Source organism: Rhizobium skierniewicense Ch11 (assembly GCF_023757665.1).
GTDB lineage: Bacteria > Pseudomonadota > Alphaproteobacteria > Rhizobiales > Rhizobiaceae > Agrobacterium > Agrobacterium skierniewicense.
This window is the reverse complement of sequence record NZ_RXPG01000028.1, coordinates 24,027-37,627: the sequence shown is the minus strand read 5'-3', so window position 1 is coordinate 37,627 and position 13,601 is coordinate 24,027. Positions and strand designations below refer to the sequence as shown.

At 57.3% G+C, this 13,601-nt stretch carries 16 protein-coding genes; 3 read left to right on the top strand and 13 right to left on the bottom strand.

Annotation, left to right across the window (positions count from 1 at the left end; genetic code table 11):
* Positions 1-85: 85 nt before the first annotated feature.
* The 7 genes from EKM04_RS16800 to EKM04_RS16770 all read right to left on the bottom strand — a co-directional run bounded on the left by EKM04_RS16800 (position 86) and on the right by EKM04_RS16770 (position 6,935).
* Positions 86-1,078 carry an ABC transporter substrate-binding protein gene (locus EKM04_RS16800; protein ID WP_183895754.1) on the bottom strand — a complete coding sequence of 331 codons (993 nt, stop codon included), beginning with the start codon at positions 1,076-1,078 and terminating at the stop codon, positions 86-88.
* Between the two features lie 22 nt (positions 1,079-1,100).
* Complete coding sequence (locus EKM04_RS16795) at positions 1,101-1,973, bottom strand: ABC transporter permease (RefSeq protein WP_183895752.1); 873 nt, start codon at positions 1,971-1,973, stop codon at positions 1,101-1,103.
* Complete coding sequence (locus EKM04_RS16790) at positions 1,970-2,845, bottom strand: ABC transporter permease (RefSeq protein WP_183895750.1); 876 nt, start codon at positions 2,843-2,845, stop codon at positions 1,970-1,972. The genes EKM04_RS16795 and EKM04_RS16790 overlap by 4 nt, the downstream gene beginning before the upstream one ends.
* Positions 2,842-3,222: an endonuclease domain-containing protein gene (locus EKM04_RS16785; RefSeq protein ID WP_183895748.1), complete on the bottom strand. Its 381-nt coding sequence runs from the start codon at positions 3,220-3,222 to the stop codon at positions 2,842-2,844. The genes EKM04_RS16790 and EKM04_RS16785 overlap by 4 nt, the downstream gene beginning before the upstream one ends.
* Positions 3,223-3,415: 193 nt before the next feature.
* The gene (locus EKM04_RS16780; RefSeq protein ID WP_183895746.1) at positions 3,416-4,210 is read right to left on the bottom strand and encodes an ABC transporter ATP-binding protein; all 795 of its coding nucleotides are present in this window, start codon (positions 4,208-4,210) and stop codon (positions 3,416-3,418) included.
* Positions 4,211-4,212: 2 nt separating this feature from the next.
* Positions 4,213-5,667 carry a dihydropyrimidinase gene (hydA, locus tag EKM04_RS16775; protein WP_183895744.1) on the bottom strand — a complete coding sequence of 485 codons (1,455 nt, stop codon included), beginning with the start codon at positions 5,665-5,667 and terminating at the stop codon, positions 4,213-4,215.
* Positions 5,664-6,935, bottom strand: a complete 1,272-nt coding sequence (locus EKM04_RS16770; RefSeq protein ID WP_183895742.1) for a Zn-dependent hydrolase — start codon at positions 6,933-6,935, stop codon at positions 5,664-5,666. The genes hydA and EKM04_RS16770 overlap by 4 nt, the downstream gene beginning before the upstream one ends.
* A 262-nt stretch (positions 6,936-7,197) precedes the next feature.
* Between EKM04_RS16770 and EKM04_RS16765 the strand changes: the two genes are divergently transcribed.
* Both EKM04_RS16765 and EKM04_RS16760 read left to right on the top strand, forming a co-directional pair.
* Entirely contained in the window at positions 7,198-7,857 is a 660-nt protein-coding gene (locus EKM04_RS16765) for a TetR family transcriptional regulator C-terminal domain-containing protein (protein ID WP_183895740.1), read from the top strand.
* A gap of 99 nt (positions 7,858-7,956) precedes the next feature.
* Entirely contained in the window at positions 7,957-8,367 is a 411-nt protein-coding gene (locus EKM04_RS16760; protein ID WP_183895738.1) for a DUF2325 domain-containing protein, read from the top strand.
* Between the two features lie 2 nt (positions 8,368-8,369).
* On the opposite strand, the gene EKM04_RS16755 is transcribed toward EKM04_RS16760, so the two are convergent.
* From EKM04_RS16755 to EKM04_RS16745, 3 genes are all read right to left on the bottom strand, one after another.
* Entirely contained in the window at positions 8,370-8,738 is a 369-nt protein-coding gene (locus tag EKM04_RS16755; protein WP_183895736.1) for a DUF423 domain-containing protein, read from the bottom strand.
* The gene (locus EKM04_RS16750) at positions 8,735-9,136 is read right to left on the bottom strand and encodes a group II truncated hemoglobin (protein WP_183895734.1); all 402 of its coding nucleotides are present in this window, start codon (positions 9,134-9,136) and stop codon (positions 8,735-8,737) included. The genes EKM04_RS16755 and EKM04_RS16750 overlap by 4 nt, the downstream gene beginning before the upstream one ends.
* Positions 9,137-9,240: 104 nt before the next feature.
* Complete coding sequence (locus EKM04_RS16745) at positions 9,241-10,656, bottom strand: phosphomannomutase (RefSeq protein ID WP_183895733.1); 1,416 nt, start codon at positions 10,654-10,656, stop codon at positions 9,241-9,243.
* Between the two features lie 210 nt (positions 10,657-10,866).
* Between EKM04_RS16745 and EKM04_RS16740 the strand changes: the two genes are divergently transcribed.
* A complete protein-coding gene (locus EKM04_RS16740; RefSeq protein ID WP_183895731.1) occupies positions 10,867-11,076 on the top strand; it encodes a hypothetical protein in 210 nt (69 codons plus the stop codon).
* On the opposite strand, the gene EKM04_RS16735 is transcribed toward EKM04_RS16740, so the two are convergent.
* The 3 genes from EKM04_RS16735 to EKM04_RS16725 are packed head-to-tail and all read right to left on the bottom strand — an operon-like array spanning position 11,049 to position 13,425.
* Complete coding sequence (locus EKM04_RS16735) at positions 11,049-11,600, bottom strand: hypothetical protein (RefSeq protein WP_183895729.1); 552 nt, start codon at positions 11,598-11,600, stop codon at positions 11,049-11,051. The two genes, EKM04_RS16740 and EKM04_RS16735, sit on opposite strands and share 28 nt — an antisense overlap.
* 3 nt (positions 11,601-11,603) lie before the next feature.
* Positions 11,604-12,635, bottom strand: a complete 1,032-nt coding sequence (locus tag EKM04_RS16730) for an SAM-dependent methyltransferase (protein WP_174153755.1) — start codon at positions 12,633-12,635, stop codon at positions 11,604-11,606.
* A 1-nt stretch (position 12,636) separates the two neighbouring features.
* Positions 12,637-13,425, bottom strand: a complete 789-nt coding sequence (locus tag EKM04_RS16725; RefSeq protein WP_183895727.1) for a DUF1295 domain-containing protein — start codon at positions 13,423-13,425, stop codon at positions 12,637-12,639.
* Between the last annotated feature and the right edge of the window lie 176 nt (positions 13,426-13,601).

Sequence of the window (13,601 nt, the reverse complement as noted above, 5' to 3'; positions counted from 1 at the left end):
GTATGTTAAATCTCGTGGCTTGATAACGTCCCATTGGAAGCTCAGGGCGCGAAAAATTGCTCCGCGCCCTGAGAATGGCAATATCCTACTTCAACGCAGCATCGGTGATGTCAGTCGTGAATGCGCCGGTCGGCTCCTTTGTGATGACGGGGTCGGAGCCGCCGCCCAGCAACGTTTTGACGGTGCGGTCGTAATCGGCTTTGTCGAGAGCGCCCGTGGAGCCGGCGGTCAGCTTGGCAACTTCCGTCATCATGCCCTTCTGGTGCGCTTCGGTCTGCGCGCCGGATGCGTCGTTTTCCAGGATGATGTCAGCGGCATCGTTGGGGTTTTCTTCCGCCCACTTCCAACCCTTCATGGAGGCGCGCACGAACTTGACCATGTTCTCCTTGAACGTGGCGTCTTTCAATTTGTCTTCCAGCACGTAGAGGCCGTCTTCCAATGTTGCCACACCTTCGTCCTCGTATTTGAAAGTGACGAGGTCGCTGGCCTTCACGCCCGCTTCCAATACCTGCAAATATTCATTGTAGGTCATGGTGGAAATGCAGGCGGCTTGCTTTTGCAGCAACGGATCGACGTTGAAGCCCTGCTTCAGCACGGTCACGCCATCGGCACCGCCCGTGGTTGGAATTTTCAGATGCGCCATCCATGACAGGAAGGGATATTCGTTGCCGAAGAACCAGACGCCGAGCGTCTTGCCCTTGAAATCTTCCGGCTTGGTGATGCCGGTTTCCTTCAAGCAGGTCAGCATCATGCCGGATTTCTTGAAAGGCTGGGCAATGTTGACCAGTGGAACGCCCTTTTCACGGGTTGCCAGCGCAGAAGGCAGCCAGTCCACGACAACGTCCGCACCGCCGCCTGCCAGAACTTGGGCGGGTGCGATGTCAGGGCCGCCGGGCTTGATATCGACGTCGAGACCTTCCGCCTCGTAGAAACCCTTGTCCTTGGCAACATAATACCCGGCAAACTGGGCCTGCGTGACCCATTTGAGCTGAAGCGTTACCTTTTCGGCGGCGTGCGCGCCGAACGCCGTCATCAGCGTTGCCCCGGCCAGAAGCATGGATGCAAATCTGTTTCTCATCGCTGTTCCCTTTTTTCGTTGTTTACGTGCGTCCACTGCGGACGGACGGATGCCAGAAAGTGACGGCCCGTTCTGCGAGCGCCACCAAACCGTAAAAGCCCGAGCCTGCGAGTGCCGCCACGGCAATCTCGGCCCAGACCATGTCCACATTGCTCCGGCCCATTTCGGCCGAAATACGAAATCCCATGCCCACGATGGGCGTGCCGAAGAACTCGGCGACGATGGCACCGATCAGCGCCAGCGTAGAGTTGATCTTCAAAGCGTTGAAGATGAAAGGCCAAGCGGCCGGAAGGCGCAGCTTCACCAAGGTCTGCCACCAGTTTGCGGCATAGGTGTGCATCAAATCGCGCTCCATGTGGCTGGAAGCCGAGAGCCCCTGCACCGTGTTCACCAGCATGGGAAAGAACGTCATGATGACGACGACAGCGACCTTGGACAGCCAGTCGAAGCCGAACCACATGACCATGATCGGCGCGATCCCGACCACTGGCAGGGCAGAGACGAAATTGCCAATCGGCAGCAGCCCGCGTTGCAGGAAGGGGGAGCGATCTATGATGATGGCAACGGCAAAGCCGAGACCACAGCCCAGCACATATCCGGTCAGCACCGCTTTCAGAAACGTCTGTCGGAAATCAGCCCACAGGATGGGAACGGAACTGATGAGGCGCAGAAAGATGGCGCTCGGCGCTGGCAGCAGGATCGATGGGATGGCAAAGCCGTGAACCATGCCCTCCCACAGCACGATGATGGCCGCACCGAAGATCAGCGGGATGGCGATGCTGCTCGCACGTTTTGCGACGGGCGTCTGAAAACGCTGGCGCACCAGCCATTCGTTCAATGCCCAGGCGGCGAGCCAGAAAATGACAGCGCCGATAACCCAACCAGGATTGCTCATGGCCGCTCTCCCATTCTTCTCAGCACAGCGGTGTGGGCGATGCCGACCATCGCAACAAGAATGGCGGCGACTGCGGCGGCCATGAACAGTGCGGCCCAGATTTGTACTGTCTGGCCGTAATAGGAGCCGGATAGCAACCGTGCGCCCAGACCCGCAACGGCCCCTGTCGGCAGTTCACCGACGATGGCACCCACCAGCGAAATGGCGATGGCGATTTTCAGCGAAGTGAACAGATAGGGCAGGGCAGACGGCCATCGCAACTTCCAGAAGATTTGCGAAGGTGCTGCATAATAGGTGTGCATCAGGTCTAACTGAATGCTCTCAGGGCTGCGCAGCCCCTTCACCATTCCGACCACGATGGGGAAGAAGCTCAGATAGGTCGAAATCAGTGCCTTTGGCAGCAGCCCCGATATGCCGATGGAATTGAGCACGACGATGATCATCGGTGCCACCGCGATAATCGGTATGGTCTGGCTGGCAATGACCCACGGCATGACCGAGCGATCCATAGCCCGATTATGGACAATGGCGACCGCCAGCAAAACGCCGAGCGCGGTGCCGATGGCAAAACCCAGTAGCGTCGCCGAGAGCGTGATGCCGGCATGGTAGACGAGACTGCGTTTGGAGGTGACTGACTTGTTGACGGTGGTATCCCACAACTCGGCGATAATCTGGTGCGGCGCGGGCAGGACAGGACGTTCCTGCGCGAAGGTTTGCGGCAGGAGTTCCGAAAAGCTCAGTTGCTGGCCTGCTCTGGCGGCCTGATCACGCGCGAAGGGCATGTTGAGGTAGACGACTGCGATGTGCCATAAGACGAGGATCGCGACTATGATGGTGAGGACGGGCAGGATGCGCTGTCGGAGGGTGGTCATGGCTGGCCTCGATCCAGACATTGGGAGATGGATTGCTCCAGTGAGATTACTATGTAGTCGGGGTTATCGATGATCTGACTGTTATCAAACCGCAGCACCGTAAAGCCTTGAGACACGAGAAAAGCATCGCGCTTGATGTCATGTTTCCGACCATGGGTTGTTTCATGGCTATCGCCATCGACCTCTATGATGAAACGTGCGGATAGCCAGGCGAAATCCGCGATGTAAGGCCCAATAGGCGTTTCGCGACGAAACCTTGCGCCTCTGGGACGGAAATCCCGAAGGATATCCCACATGATCCGTTCGGCTTTTGTCATTTCCCGACGCAGGGTCCTGGCACGCTGACGCGTTATAAGCTCGATATTCGAATGCGCCATGCCTACCCCTCGCATCACCGTTAGCGTTTTGCGGCGTTCCCCCTCTGGCCTGCCGGCCATCTCCCCCACAAGGGGGGAGAAACCGTGCTGCATCGCCGAGGCTTCATTGAGCCGGAAAGGATGCGGCTGGGTTAAGCCCCTCCCCCTTGTGGGGAGGGGATGGGGAGGGGCTCTTGACCTCGACGTCGAAACATCACCCCTCATAACTATGCCCCGCCTTCAACCCCTCACGCACCCGATGAGCAATCTCCAGAAACTCCGGTGTCTCGCGAATCTCCAGCGGTCGCTCCCGTGGCAAGGTCGACTCGATGATATCCGTCACCCGGCCTGGACGGGGGGACATGACGACGATTTTGGTGGAGAGATAGACGGCTTCGGGAATGGAGTGGGTGACGAAGCAGATGGTTTTGCCGGTTGCGCTCCAGAGTTTCAGAAGCTGCTCGTTCAAATGGTCGCGGACGATCTCGTCCAGCGCGCCGAACGGTTCGTCCATCAGCAGCAGGTCGGCATCGAAAGCGAGCGCGCGGGCGATGGAGGCGCGCTGCTGCATGCCGCCGGACAGTTGCCAGGGAAATTTCTTGGCAAAGCCGCTGAGATTGACCAGATCGAGCGTTCGTTCGATGCGCGCTTGTTGTTCTGTCTTGGTGTACCCCATGATTTCGAGCGGCAGGGCAATGTTCTTTTCAATGGTGCGCCACGGGTAGAGCGCTGCGGCCTGAAATACGTAGCCATAGGACCGATCCTTGCGGGCGTTTTCAGGCGTGGTGCCGTTGACGGTAATTTCGCCCGATGTGTGCTTTTCGAGATCGGCGATGACGCGCAGAAACGTGGTCTTGCCACAGCCGGACGGTCCGATGAAGGAGACAAATTCACCTTTCTTCACATCGAGATCGACATTTGAAAGCGCGTGGACGGGCCCGTCATTTGTATTGAAGGTGAGGCCAAGATTTTTGGCGGAAACGACGGAAAAGGGAGGCGACACGCTCATCATCACACTCCACTTGCCGGTATGCCCGCACGCTCCACCTTACGCGGCGCGACGAGTTCCTTCCATGTGGACAATGCTTTGGCTACTGCAGGGTACGGCTCTCGGGCCACGAACTGGCCGTGGCCTTCACGCGTCTTCACTGTGCCTTCCTCGATTGCCACCACACCGCGCGAGAGCGTGAAGCGCGGCAATCCCTTCACCGTGTGGCCTTCGAAGACGTTGTAGTCGATGGCGGATTGCTGAGTTTTGGCCGCGATGGTCTTTTCACGCGTCGGGTCCCAGACAACGATGTCGGCATCGCTGCCGACAAGGATCGCACCCTTTTTCGGGTAGAGATTGAGGATTTTGGCGATGTTGGTGGAGGTTACAGCGACGAACTCGTTCATCGTCAGGCGACCTGTTGTCACGCCATGTGTCCAGAGCAGCGGCATGCGGTCTTCGAGCCCGCCGGTGCCATTCGGTATTTTGGTGAAATCTCCGACACCGTTTCGCTTCTGCTGCGTGGTGAACGCGCAATGGTCGGTGGCCACGCATTGCAGCGAGCCCGCGGCGAGACCCGCCCACAGGCTGTCCTGATGCTGCCTGTTTCGGAACGGAGGCGACATCACCCGGCGGGCGGCGTGGTCCCAATCCGGGTTGGCATATTCGCTGTCGTCAAGGATCAGATGCTGGATGAGCGGCTCGCCGTAAACCCGCATACCGCTCTGCCGCGCCCGGCGAATGGCCTCATGCGCCTGTTCGCAGGAGGTGTGCACGACATAGAGCGGTGCGCCTGCCATATCCGCGATGATGATGGCGCGGTTGGTAGCCTCCCCCTCGACGGAGGCAGGGCGGGAATAGGCATGGGCCTCCGGACCGTTATTGCCTTCCGACAGAAGTTTTGCCTGCATCTGCGCGACGATGTCACCGTTCTCAGCATGCACCATGGGGAGCGCGCCGAGTTCTGCGCAGCGGGAGAAGGACGCGAACATCTCGTCGTCATTCACCATCAACGCGCCCTTGTAGGCCATGAAGTGCTTGAAGCTGTTGATGCCCTTGTCTTGAACGACGGTCTTCATCTCGTCGAAGACCTGCTCGCTCCACCAGGTCACGGCCATGTGGAAGGTGTAGTCGCAGGTTGCGCGGGTCGCCTTGTTGTCCCAGCGATTGAGGGCATCGAGCAGTGATTGTCCAGGTTCTGGCAGGCAGAAGTCCACCACCATCGTCGTCCCGCCGCTCAAGGCCGCGCGTGTGCCGCTCTCGAAATCATCCGCCGAATAGGTGCCCATGAACGGCATTTCCAGATGCACATGCGGATCGATACCGCCGGGCATCACGTAGCAACCCGTCGCATCCAGAACGCTGTCGCCGGAAAGGTCCAGCCCGATCTCGGTGATGACGCCGCCATCGATCTTGACGTCGGCCCTGTAGGTCAGATCGGCGGTGACGATAGTACCGTTCTTGATGATGGTGGTCATTCCACGATCTCCGCAGTTTCCAGCACGGCGTGTAGCAATACATTGCAGCCAGCCGCGGCCCATTCGGGAGAAATGTCTTCGGCCTCGTTGTGGGAAAGGCCGTCCACGCAGGGGCAGAAAATCATGGTCGAAGGCGCGACCTGTGCTGCCCAGCAGGCATCGTGGCCCGCGCCGGAAATGATGTCCATATGGCTGTAGCCCAGCTTTTCTGCCGCGTCGCGCACACGTCCGACCAGAACGGGATCAAAGGTCACCGGGTCAAAATGGCCAATAGCCTCTATTGTGCATCCAACGCCGAGCTCCGCCGCGATGTTCGGGATTTCCTTTTCGAAGATCGCGCGCATTCCATCCAGCTTTTCCTGCGACGGTGTGCGCAGGTCGATGGTGAAAACCACTTTTCCAGGCAGTACATTGCGGGAGTTGGGTGAAAAGATCATCTGCCCGACACCGGCAACCGCGCCGGGTTGATTGGCCATCGCGACATCCTGCACCTTTTCCAGAATGCGGGCAGCCGCGAGCCCTGCATTGACGCGCATGGCCATGGGGGTGGAGCCGGTGTGCGCTTCCTTTCCAGTCAGCGTCACCTCCAGCCACCAAAGGCCCTGACAATGGGTTACGACGCCAATCTGTTTGTCCTGCGCTTCGAGGATGGGCCCTTGTTCAATGTGATATTCAAAATAAGCGTGCATCTTGCGTGCGCCGACCTCTTCTTCGCCGAGCCAGCCGATGCGTTTCAGTTCGTCACCATAGGTCTTGCCTGCCGTATCGGTACGGCCATAGGCGTAATCGAGGTCGTGCATCCCAGCAAATACGCCGGATGCCAGCATGGCGGGGGCAAAGCGAGCGCCTTCCTCATTGGCCCAGTTGGTAACGACGATTGCGTGTTTCGTTTTGATGTCGAGGTCGTTGAGGCTTCGCACCACTTCCAACCCTGCCAGAACCCCCAGGACGCCATCAAACTTTCCGCCGGTCGGCTGCGTATCGAGATGGCTGCCGATATAGACGGGTCGTGCTTGCGGATCGGTGCCGGGCCGCGTTGCGAACATCGTGCCCATGGCATCGACGCCCACGCTCATTCCTGCAGCCTCGCACCAGCGTTTAAAGAGATCACGGCCCTGCGCATCCTCATCCGTCAGGGTCTGGCGATTGTTGCCGCCAGCAATGCCGGGGCCGATTTTCGCCATGTCCATCAGACTGTTCCACAGACGGTTGCCGTCGATGGTCAGGTTTTTTCCGATTGCTTCATTTTTTGCGGGTGTTTCCGGCATGCCAGTCTTTTCCTCACCTGTTTTGGGCGTCATCATGCAAGGGGCGTGCCGTTCGCAGTAGGATTCGATGAAATACAAAAGCGAAGCGGCATGCCGTTAATTTGACCGACTGGTAAACATTGTTATTTCGAACTTTGACGGTTAGAAAAGATCGAGGGATTTTCACCGTGTAAAGCGGTATTTCATGATTGAGCGTTCATTGCCGATTATTTTTTGCCCATACCGACCTGCCGATTGCATGTAAAACAGACAGAGATCCTTCATGGCCATACCCAGAGCGGCGAAAACGCAAAAACGAACGCGGATACAGGAAGAAAAAGAAGAGATCATTTTAGAAGCGGCTTTGGATGTCTTTTCCGTAAATGGATTTCGCGGCACGACCATCGACCAGATCGCCGAAGTGGCGGGGATGTCGAAGCCGAACGTGCTCTATTATTTCCGTACCAAAGAGACCATGCACCGCGCGCTGATCGAGCGTGTGCTGGATACCTGGCTGGACCCGCTTCGCGCGTTCGATGCCGAGGGCAATCCCGAAACGGAAATCAAATCCTACCTTCGCCGCAAGCTGGAAATGGCACGGGACTATCCGAGAGAAAGTCGTCTGTTTGCCAATGAGGTTCTGCAAGGTGCGCCTCATGTGGAAGATGAGCTGAAAGGCCCGCTGAAACAGCTGGTCGATGAAAAGGCAGATGTCATTCGCACCTGGGCCAAAGCCGGACGGATCGCGCCGTGCGACCCTTATCACCTGATTTTCTCTATCTGGGCTACGACCCAGCACTATGCCGACTTCGATGTTCAGGTCCGTTCAGTTTTGGGGTCAGCGCATGCAGGCGAGGGGCGGTTCGAAGACGCAGCACGGTTTCTGGAGCAGCTGTTCATGGGTGGTCTGGGCATCATCCCGGCGCCGCTCAAAAAAACATGACGTAAATTATCAACTTTATACTTTACTCTAAAACTCATCTTTACTATCGTGTCGCCAGCCTGAGCGAACAGGCGGCAGATTTTGATAAAAAGGTGAGGCATGGCGCGGAAAGAAAAGAAGAAAGTTGAGCGAAGCGGTAAGCGGGACAATCGCCCGCAGCAGGTCGCACCTTCAGCCTCTCTGCAAGCGCCAGCCGCGCCGAAAAGCTTTCTTTACGTCGGCGGCCGTGACTGTCAGGTGGCCCATCTTCGCCAGATTGCCAGCAATTTCGATGCGGAACTCATCCATCACGACGGCGGCCTGCGAGAGGCTGTTTCGCGCATTGATACGTTGCTGCCGTCGGTGGATTGCGTGTTTTGCCCCATCGACTGTATCAGTCACGATGCGTGTTTGCGTGTGAAGTCCGGCTGCAAGAAATTCGGCAAGACTTTTGTTCCCTTGCGAAACGGCAGCAAATCCAGTTTGGAACGAGCGCTCCAGACGATGAATGATCGCACCACTGCAAACTGACGCTATCGACGCGCCTCTGCGAAAAAAGCGGCGCTGGCAAGAGCGAGCCAACCCAAGATCATCCCCAGCCCGCCCATCGGTGCGGCCATGGGAAACAGACCGCTTTCGGTAAAATGTCTCGAGACGAGATCGCCTGCGAAAATGAGCGTTCCCAAACCCAGTAGAACCGCTACGGGTGCAGCCGTCCTGATGCGTTCCCAACCCAGGTAGATGCCGATGAGGACAGGGGCGTGGGCCAAGCACATGGCTGACGCGTTTCCCAGCAGCTGCGTCGCGCCCGTGTGTGTCGCCGCAGCTGCAAGGGCAACGCCTGCTGCGCCCAAAATGCCCGAGAGGAAAAGGCTTGTCGGGCGCAGCCAGCTGCTTTTCATGGACGTTGTTCTTCGTGGTTTTGCATGTGGAAAGCCAATCGCTCGATGGGCGTCCAGATGATCTCGCGTAGCTTTGGGTTTTCGATGGTTTCGTTCATCGCACGGCGGAAGCACAGCAGCCACTCGTCACGCTCAGTGGCGCCGATTGGCGCCACGAAATGGCGTCTGCGCAGCATGGGATGGCCGTGTTTCTCGACATAGATCGGCGGACCACCAAGATAGCCAATCAGATATTCGGTAAATTTGTTCTCGCTGCCTGACAAGTCCGGCGGGTGGATCGCACGGCAATTGGAGGCTTCCGGCAAAGTGTCCATCAATTCGTAGAAGCGACGCGTCAAGGCACGAACGGTGCGCTCCCCGCCGATGGCCTCATAAAGCGTGATGGTTTCATCTGCCACGTCTCGCGGTCTCCGTTTTCAGGCGTTTTGCCGCTTTCGTCCAGAAAGCGCAAACGCAAACAGCAGATGCGACAAAGCGTATTGTCGCACCCGGTGAGTGTGTATCAACCGAAATTGCGAAGAAGGTCCATTCCCTTGGCCAGTAAGGCGTTGGCTTCATCCTCGTTGGCTGCTTCCACATAGCAGCGCATCTCGGGCGCGTTGCCGGATGGGCGGAAATGGATGGTGCTGCCATCGGTCAGCGTAACGCGAAGTCCATCTATATCGCTGGTGCCCTTTACGGTACCTACGGGTGCGAGGAATGCATCGAGGTTGGCGCGCGAAGACCGCAGATGATCCATAATGGCGGCACTCTTGTCTTGCGGAAAATCCTGCAAACGATCAGCAGCAGCGACGGGCAGCTGATAGGCCGCTGCGATCTGTGACATCGGTTCTTTGTGGTCCGCAGCCAGCTTCAAGGCAGCCAGCAGGGGCAGGAAGCAGTCGCGTGTCGGAAGCGGGGAGATGGTTTTGTCGCCAAGTTCGAAGGGTGACGCTGTCAGAAATCCACCATTGGCTTCAAAGCCGATAATGCCTTTTTTACCGGCGGCCATCGCTTCATCCATTCCAGCAATCACAAAAGGTGAACCAACCTTGGTGCGCACAACCTCAAACGCGCCACTCGATTCGATGCCGGAGTTGGAGGTCACCGGCGTGACAACCACATCCGCTTTCAAGAAGTTTGCCGTGATCAGACCGATGAGATCGCCGCGCAGGGGTACTCCACGTTCATCGGCCAACAGGGGACGGTCACCATCACCATCGGCGGAGATGAGAGCGTCGAACTGATGTTCGGCAGCCCAAGCTTTAAGCTTTCCCAGCGTATCGGTGGAAACGGCCTCCGTGTCGACAGGAATAAAGGTCTCCGAGCGACCGACTGCTACGACCTCTGCCCCGTAGTGTTTCAGAACATCGACAAAGAGATCGCGGGCAACGGTGCTGTGCTGGTAGACGCCGATTTTGAGACCTGTCAGGGCTTGTTGCGAAAGCAACGAAGCATTGCGCTGGAAAAACAGGGTGTTGGCTTGCTCAGCGTGGTTATCGGCCTGTGCGGTGTTTGCGGTCACGCCATCGACTTCAACTTGGCTGGCGAGTTCAGCAATCGCTAATTCGTCCTTCTTGTCGATCTCTCCATCTGGGCGATAAAATTTGATGCCGTTACGATCTGCCGGAATGTGGGATCCGGTGATCATCAGAGCTGCGGCTTTCAACGAGAGACTGTAAAGCGCCAGAGCAGGGGTTGGCAGCGCTCCGCAATCGAGCGGCGTCAATCCGGCGGCCTTCAAGGCGCCAATGCAAGTCTGGGCGATATCCGGGCTGGAATCGCGGAAATCCTGGCCGATGAGGATTGGATCACCCACTTGCGCCATGCCTGAAGCCAGAAGGTGTCTCGCAAAGGCTGTCGCGTAGATTGCCGAGGCCTTGCCTTTCAAATCCTGTGAAAGTCCGCGAAGACCGCTCGTTCCAAACTTCAGGCTCATGTTAAATCCATCCTTATTCCGGTCGTTTCATGCTGTTTCGATCAAGATGATCGGGAACGTAACGCAATGATGCGCCGCATCGATCCAATCGAGATGTTTTCAAAGGTGGTAGCCGATCAGGAATGAACTCTCAAGTTTTGACAGTTCCGACACACGGAGGCTATATCAAACCCCGCGCCGTAATGGCTCGTTTTGACGGGATTGGATTGCATGGATACTGTGTCGATAGACAATCGCGGCGATTTCGGCCTTTGGGCCATTGAACGCGCCAAAGCCATTATTTCGATCGAAGGGTCAAATCTGGCGATTGCCTCGCGCCAGGGCGACGACGTCGCCATTCGCGATGCCGCTAATGCTCTAGGCACCGCAATCTCTGCTGCATTGCTGGAGGTTTACGACGGTCTCGCACCGGAGGACTGATCCCGCTTGTCCAGACCGGAATAGCGCAACGCGATGAAGGCTGTCAGGCATGCCACGGCGAAAGCGTTGAGGTTGAACAGTTTGGCGAGATCAGGCGCGGTCCAGATATGCATTGCGTCACCGATCAGGTAGCGCGTGAACAGAAATCCGGCGAAGACCACGCCGGTCATGCCGATCTGCCACATCTTTTCGTTTGCCTTGAACGAGAGGGCGACGAGCATGATGCAGGCGGCAAAAAACAGCTCAGTTCCAGCTGCGGTGCCAAACAGTTTGGTCTCAAAAATCGTATCGATGGTGCCGATCAACGGCAGTGCGACACGTGCAGCAAGCGCTGATCTGCGGGCGATCAGGGGTATGGCCAGAAAAAACAGCATGGAGGCAACGCTGATCAGCGATGCCTCTACGCCATTACCAACCAGCCACCAGATGGACAGCGGGTAGAACGGTTTGTTCAAGATGATGACCCAGGCAACGGTAATGGTTGCTGCGGTCAAGGGATCACGCGTTCCGTCCGAGTTTGTCATCGGTTATCGTTTCGCGGGCGCAAGCAGGTAGTGGCCAACGCCCCAAACCTCGCCTTGTTCATGGCCAAAGAGCCCGGCTGTGGCGAGGAAGAACAGTCGCCAGCGACGACGCCACAGAGCCGCATCTGCTCCGTAAACCTGCTTCAAGATCGGTGTGATACGCTCAGCTTCCCGGTCGAAGTTGGCCAGCCAGTGCATAGCCGTTCGGCGGTAATGTTCACCTGACCAGCGCCATTCAGCCTCAACTTTGTATGTCTCGTCGAAGCGATGCGGCAGGTCATGCGCTGGCATGATGCCGCCGGTGAAGAAATGTTGTGCGATCCAGTCAGTCGGGTCGCTGGGGCAAAAACGGTAGGAGCGATTTTTGTGGGTAAAGACGTGCATGAACAGTTTGCCGTCGTCCCGCAACCAGCCGCGCGTGCGCTCAAGCAAGGTGCGCCAGTTCGACATGTGTTCGAACATCTCGACAGAGACTATCCGGTCGTAGCTTCCAGATGGTGCAAAGTCATTCATGTCCGCTGTGATGACAGTCAGATTACGGACGCCATGACGCTCTGCCTCACCAAGAATATAGGCGCGTTGTGACGCAGAATTGGAGACGGATGTGATGCTTGCATTCGGAAACTGGCGTGCCATGTAGAGCGAAAGCGACCCCCAGCCGCAGCCCAGTTCCAAGATATCCATACCGTCGTTAAGATCCGCATGCTTGACGGTTTCGGCGAGGGCGGCCGTTTCAGCATCGTCCAGCGTCGTGGTGGCGTCGGGATAATAGCAGCAGGAGTATTTTCTCTGCTGTCCGAGCACCAGCGAAAAAAATTCTGCCGGAACTTCATAATGCTGGCGATTGGCGTCGTCCGTATTGGTCGCAACGGGAAAGTCCGTCATCCGTTGCGTGAATGTCTGCTCTTCCTCCTGGGGGGATTTCTCCAGCTTCCGCTTGGTGCGGGCGCAGAGAAAATCGATGCCAGCCAGCGTCAGGCTGTCAGAAAGCGGTGCCCGTTCCGCGGCGTTGATGGCGAAAGCCAACATGTTCATACTATTCCTCCTCTTTTCTTGGTCCAGGAAAAAACGCATTCACGCGTCTTTGCAAGGATTTGAATTTCTCCCCGCGCGAGCGCAGCATGTGCTCTTCCAGCGGCGGGATGCCGGACGCGTGCACGAGCAGCCAGTACATCAGCGCAGGTGCGAGTAACGAAGCCCAGCTCAATGGTGAGGGTCCCGTGAGGGCAATCAATGGCCAGGAACACCAGAACAGCCACTCGAAAAAATAGTTGGGATGACGCGAGTAGCCCCACAGACCGTCTTCACACACGTCGGTTTTAGCTTCAGGCTTTTTGCGGAAATGCGCCAGTTGTCGGTCCGACACGGCTTCGCCCACGAGTGCGACGAGTGCAAGCACGACAGCGATGATGTCCAGCCATGTGGGAAACGGTGACGGATTGGAGGCGGCAAGGTAGATCGCCAACACAAGGACGAACCCGGCCAGTGCCTGTATCTGTAGAAACTGGAACAGGCGTTTCCCAGCTTTGCTGCCCCAGTCTTCCACCAGCTTGGCGTAGCGTGGGTCTTCACCCCCGCCCTTCGTGCGGGTGCCGATATGACTCCCAAGCCTTATCGACCAAATGGCGATGATCATGAAGGCCGCTATGCGCCGCTCGAACGCGCCTTGCGCGGCCAAAGCGGCAACAAGACCGCCGATGCCGACCGCGAAGGACCAGATCGTGTCGATCCAGCCGCTGGCGCCGGTCTTTCGCTGGATGGCCCACGCAGACGTCATGGCAAGACTGAGCCCAATGGCAATCAAGATCATCAATCCGTAGTTCATCGGGACATTCTTCCGCACTGATATGTTGCTTCTTTCAATAGACTACGGCGAAGGAAACGCCTTGGTTTGCTCGGGAAAGAAAAAAACCGATACGACGTTTCGAAGTGATCCAATGAAACTTTTCCACCGTTCTAGTCTTCAATACATCGCGACACAGTCAAACTGTCGGAGGAGAC

Bases quoted from the DNA above. Each gene is read 5' to 3' on its own strand.
- EKM04_RS16785 (WP_183895748.1), bottom strand. From the start codon at position 3,222: ATGGCGCATTCGAATATCGAGCTTATAACGCGTCAGCGTGCCAGGACC.
- EKM04_RS16755 (WP_183895736.1), bottom strand. From the start codon at position 8,738: ATGAAAAGCAGCTGGCTGCGCCCGACAAGCCTTTTCCTCTCGGGCATT.
- EKM04_RS16790 (WP_183895750.1), bottom strand. From the start codon at position 2,845: ATGACCACCCTCCGACAGCGCATCCTGCCCGTCCTCACCATCATAGTC.
- hydA (WP_183895744.1), bottom strand. From the start codon at position 5,667: ATGACCACCATCATCAAGAACGGTACTATCGTCACCGCCGATCTGACC.
- EKM04_RS16795 (WP_183895752.1), bottom strand. From the start codon at position 1,973: ATGAGCAATCCTGGTTGGGTTATCGGCGCTGTCATTTTCTGGCTCGCC.
- EKM04_RS16780 (WP_183895746.1), bottom strand. From the start codon at position 4,210: ATGAGCGTGTCGCCTCCCTTTTCCGTCGTTTCCGCCAAAAATCTTGGC.
- EKM04_RS16765 (WP_183895740.1), top strand. From the start codon at position 7,198: ATGGCCATACCCAGAGCGGCGAAAACGCAAAAACGAACGCGGATACAG.
- EKM04_RS16735 (WP_183895729.1), bottom strand. From the start codon at position 11,600: ATGACAAACTCGGACGGAACGCGTGATCCCTTGACCGCAGCAACCATT.
- EKM04_RS16745 (WP_183895733.1), bottom strand. From the start codon at position 10,656: ATGAGCCTGAAGTTTGGAACGAGCGGTCTTCGCGGACTTTCACAGGAT.
- EKM04_RS16730 (WP_174153755.1), bottom strand. From the start codon at position 12,635: ATGAACATGTTGGCTTTCGCCATCAACGCCGCGGAACGGGCACCGCTT.
- EKM04_RS16725 (WP_183895727.1), bottom strand. From the start codon at position 13,425: ATGAACTACGGATTGATGATCTTGATTGCCATTGGGCTCAGTCTTGCC.
- EKM04_RS16740 (WP_183895731.1), top strand. From the start codon at position 10,867: ATGGATACTGTGTCGATAGACAATCGCGGCGATTTCGGCCTTTGGGCC.
- EKM04_RS16760 (WP_183895738.1), top strand. From the start codon at position 7,957: ATGGCGCGGAAAGAAAAGAAGAAAGTTGAGCGAAGCGGTAAGCGGGAC.
- EKM04_RS16770 (WP_183895742.1), bottom strand. From the start codon at position 6,935: ATGCCGGAAACACCCGCAAAAAATGAAGCAATCGGAAAAAACCTGACC.
- EKM04_RS16800 (WP_183895754.1), bottom strand. From the start codon at position 1,078: ATGAGAAACAGATTTGCATCCATGCTTCTGGCCGGGGCAACGCTGATG.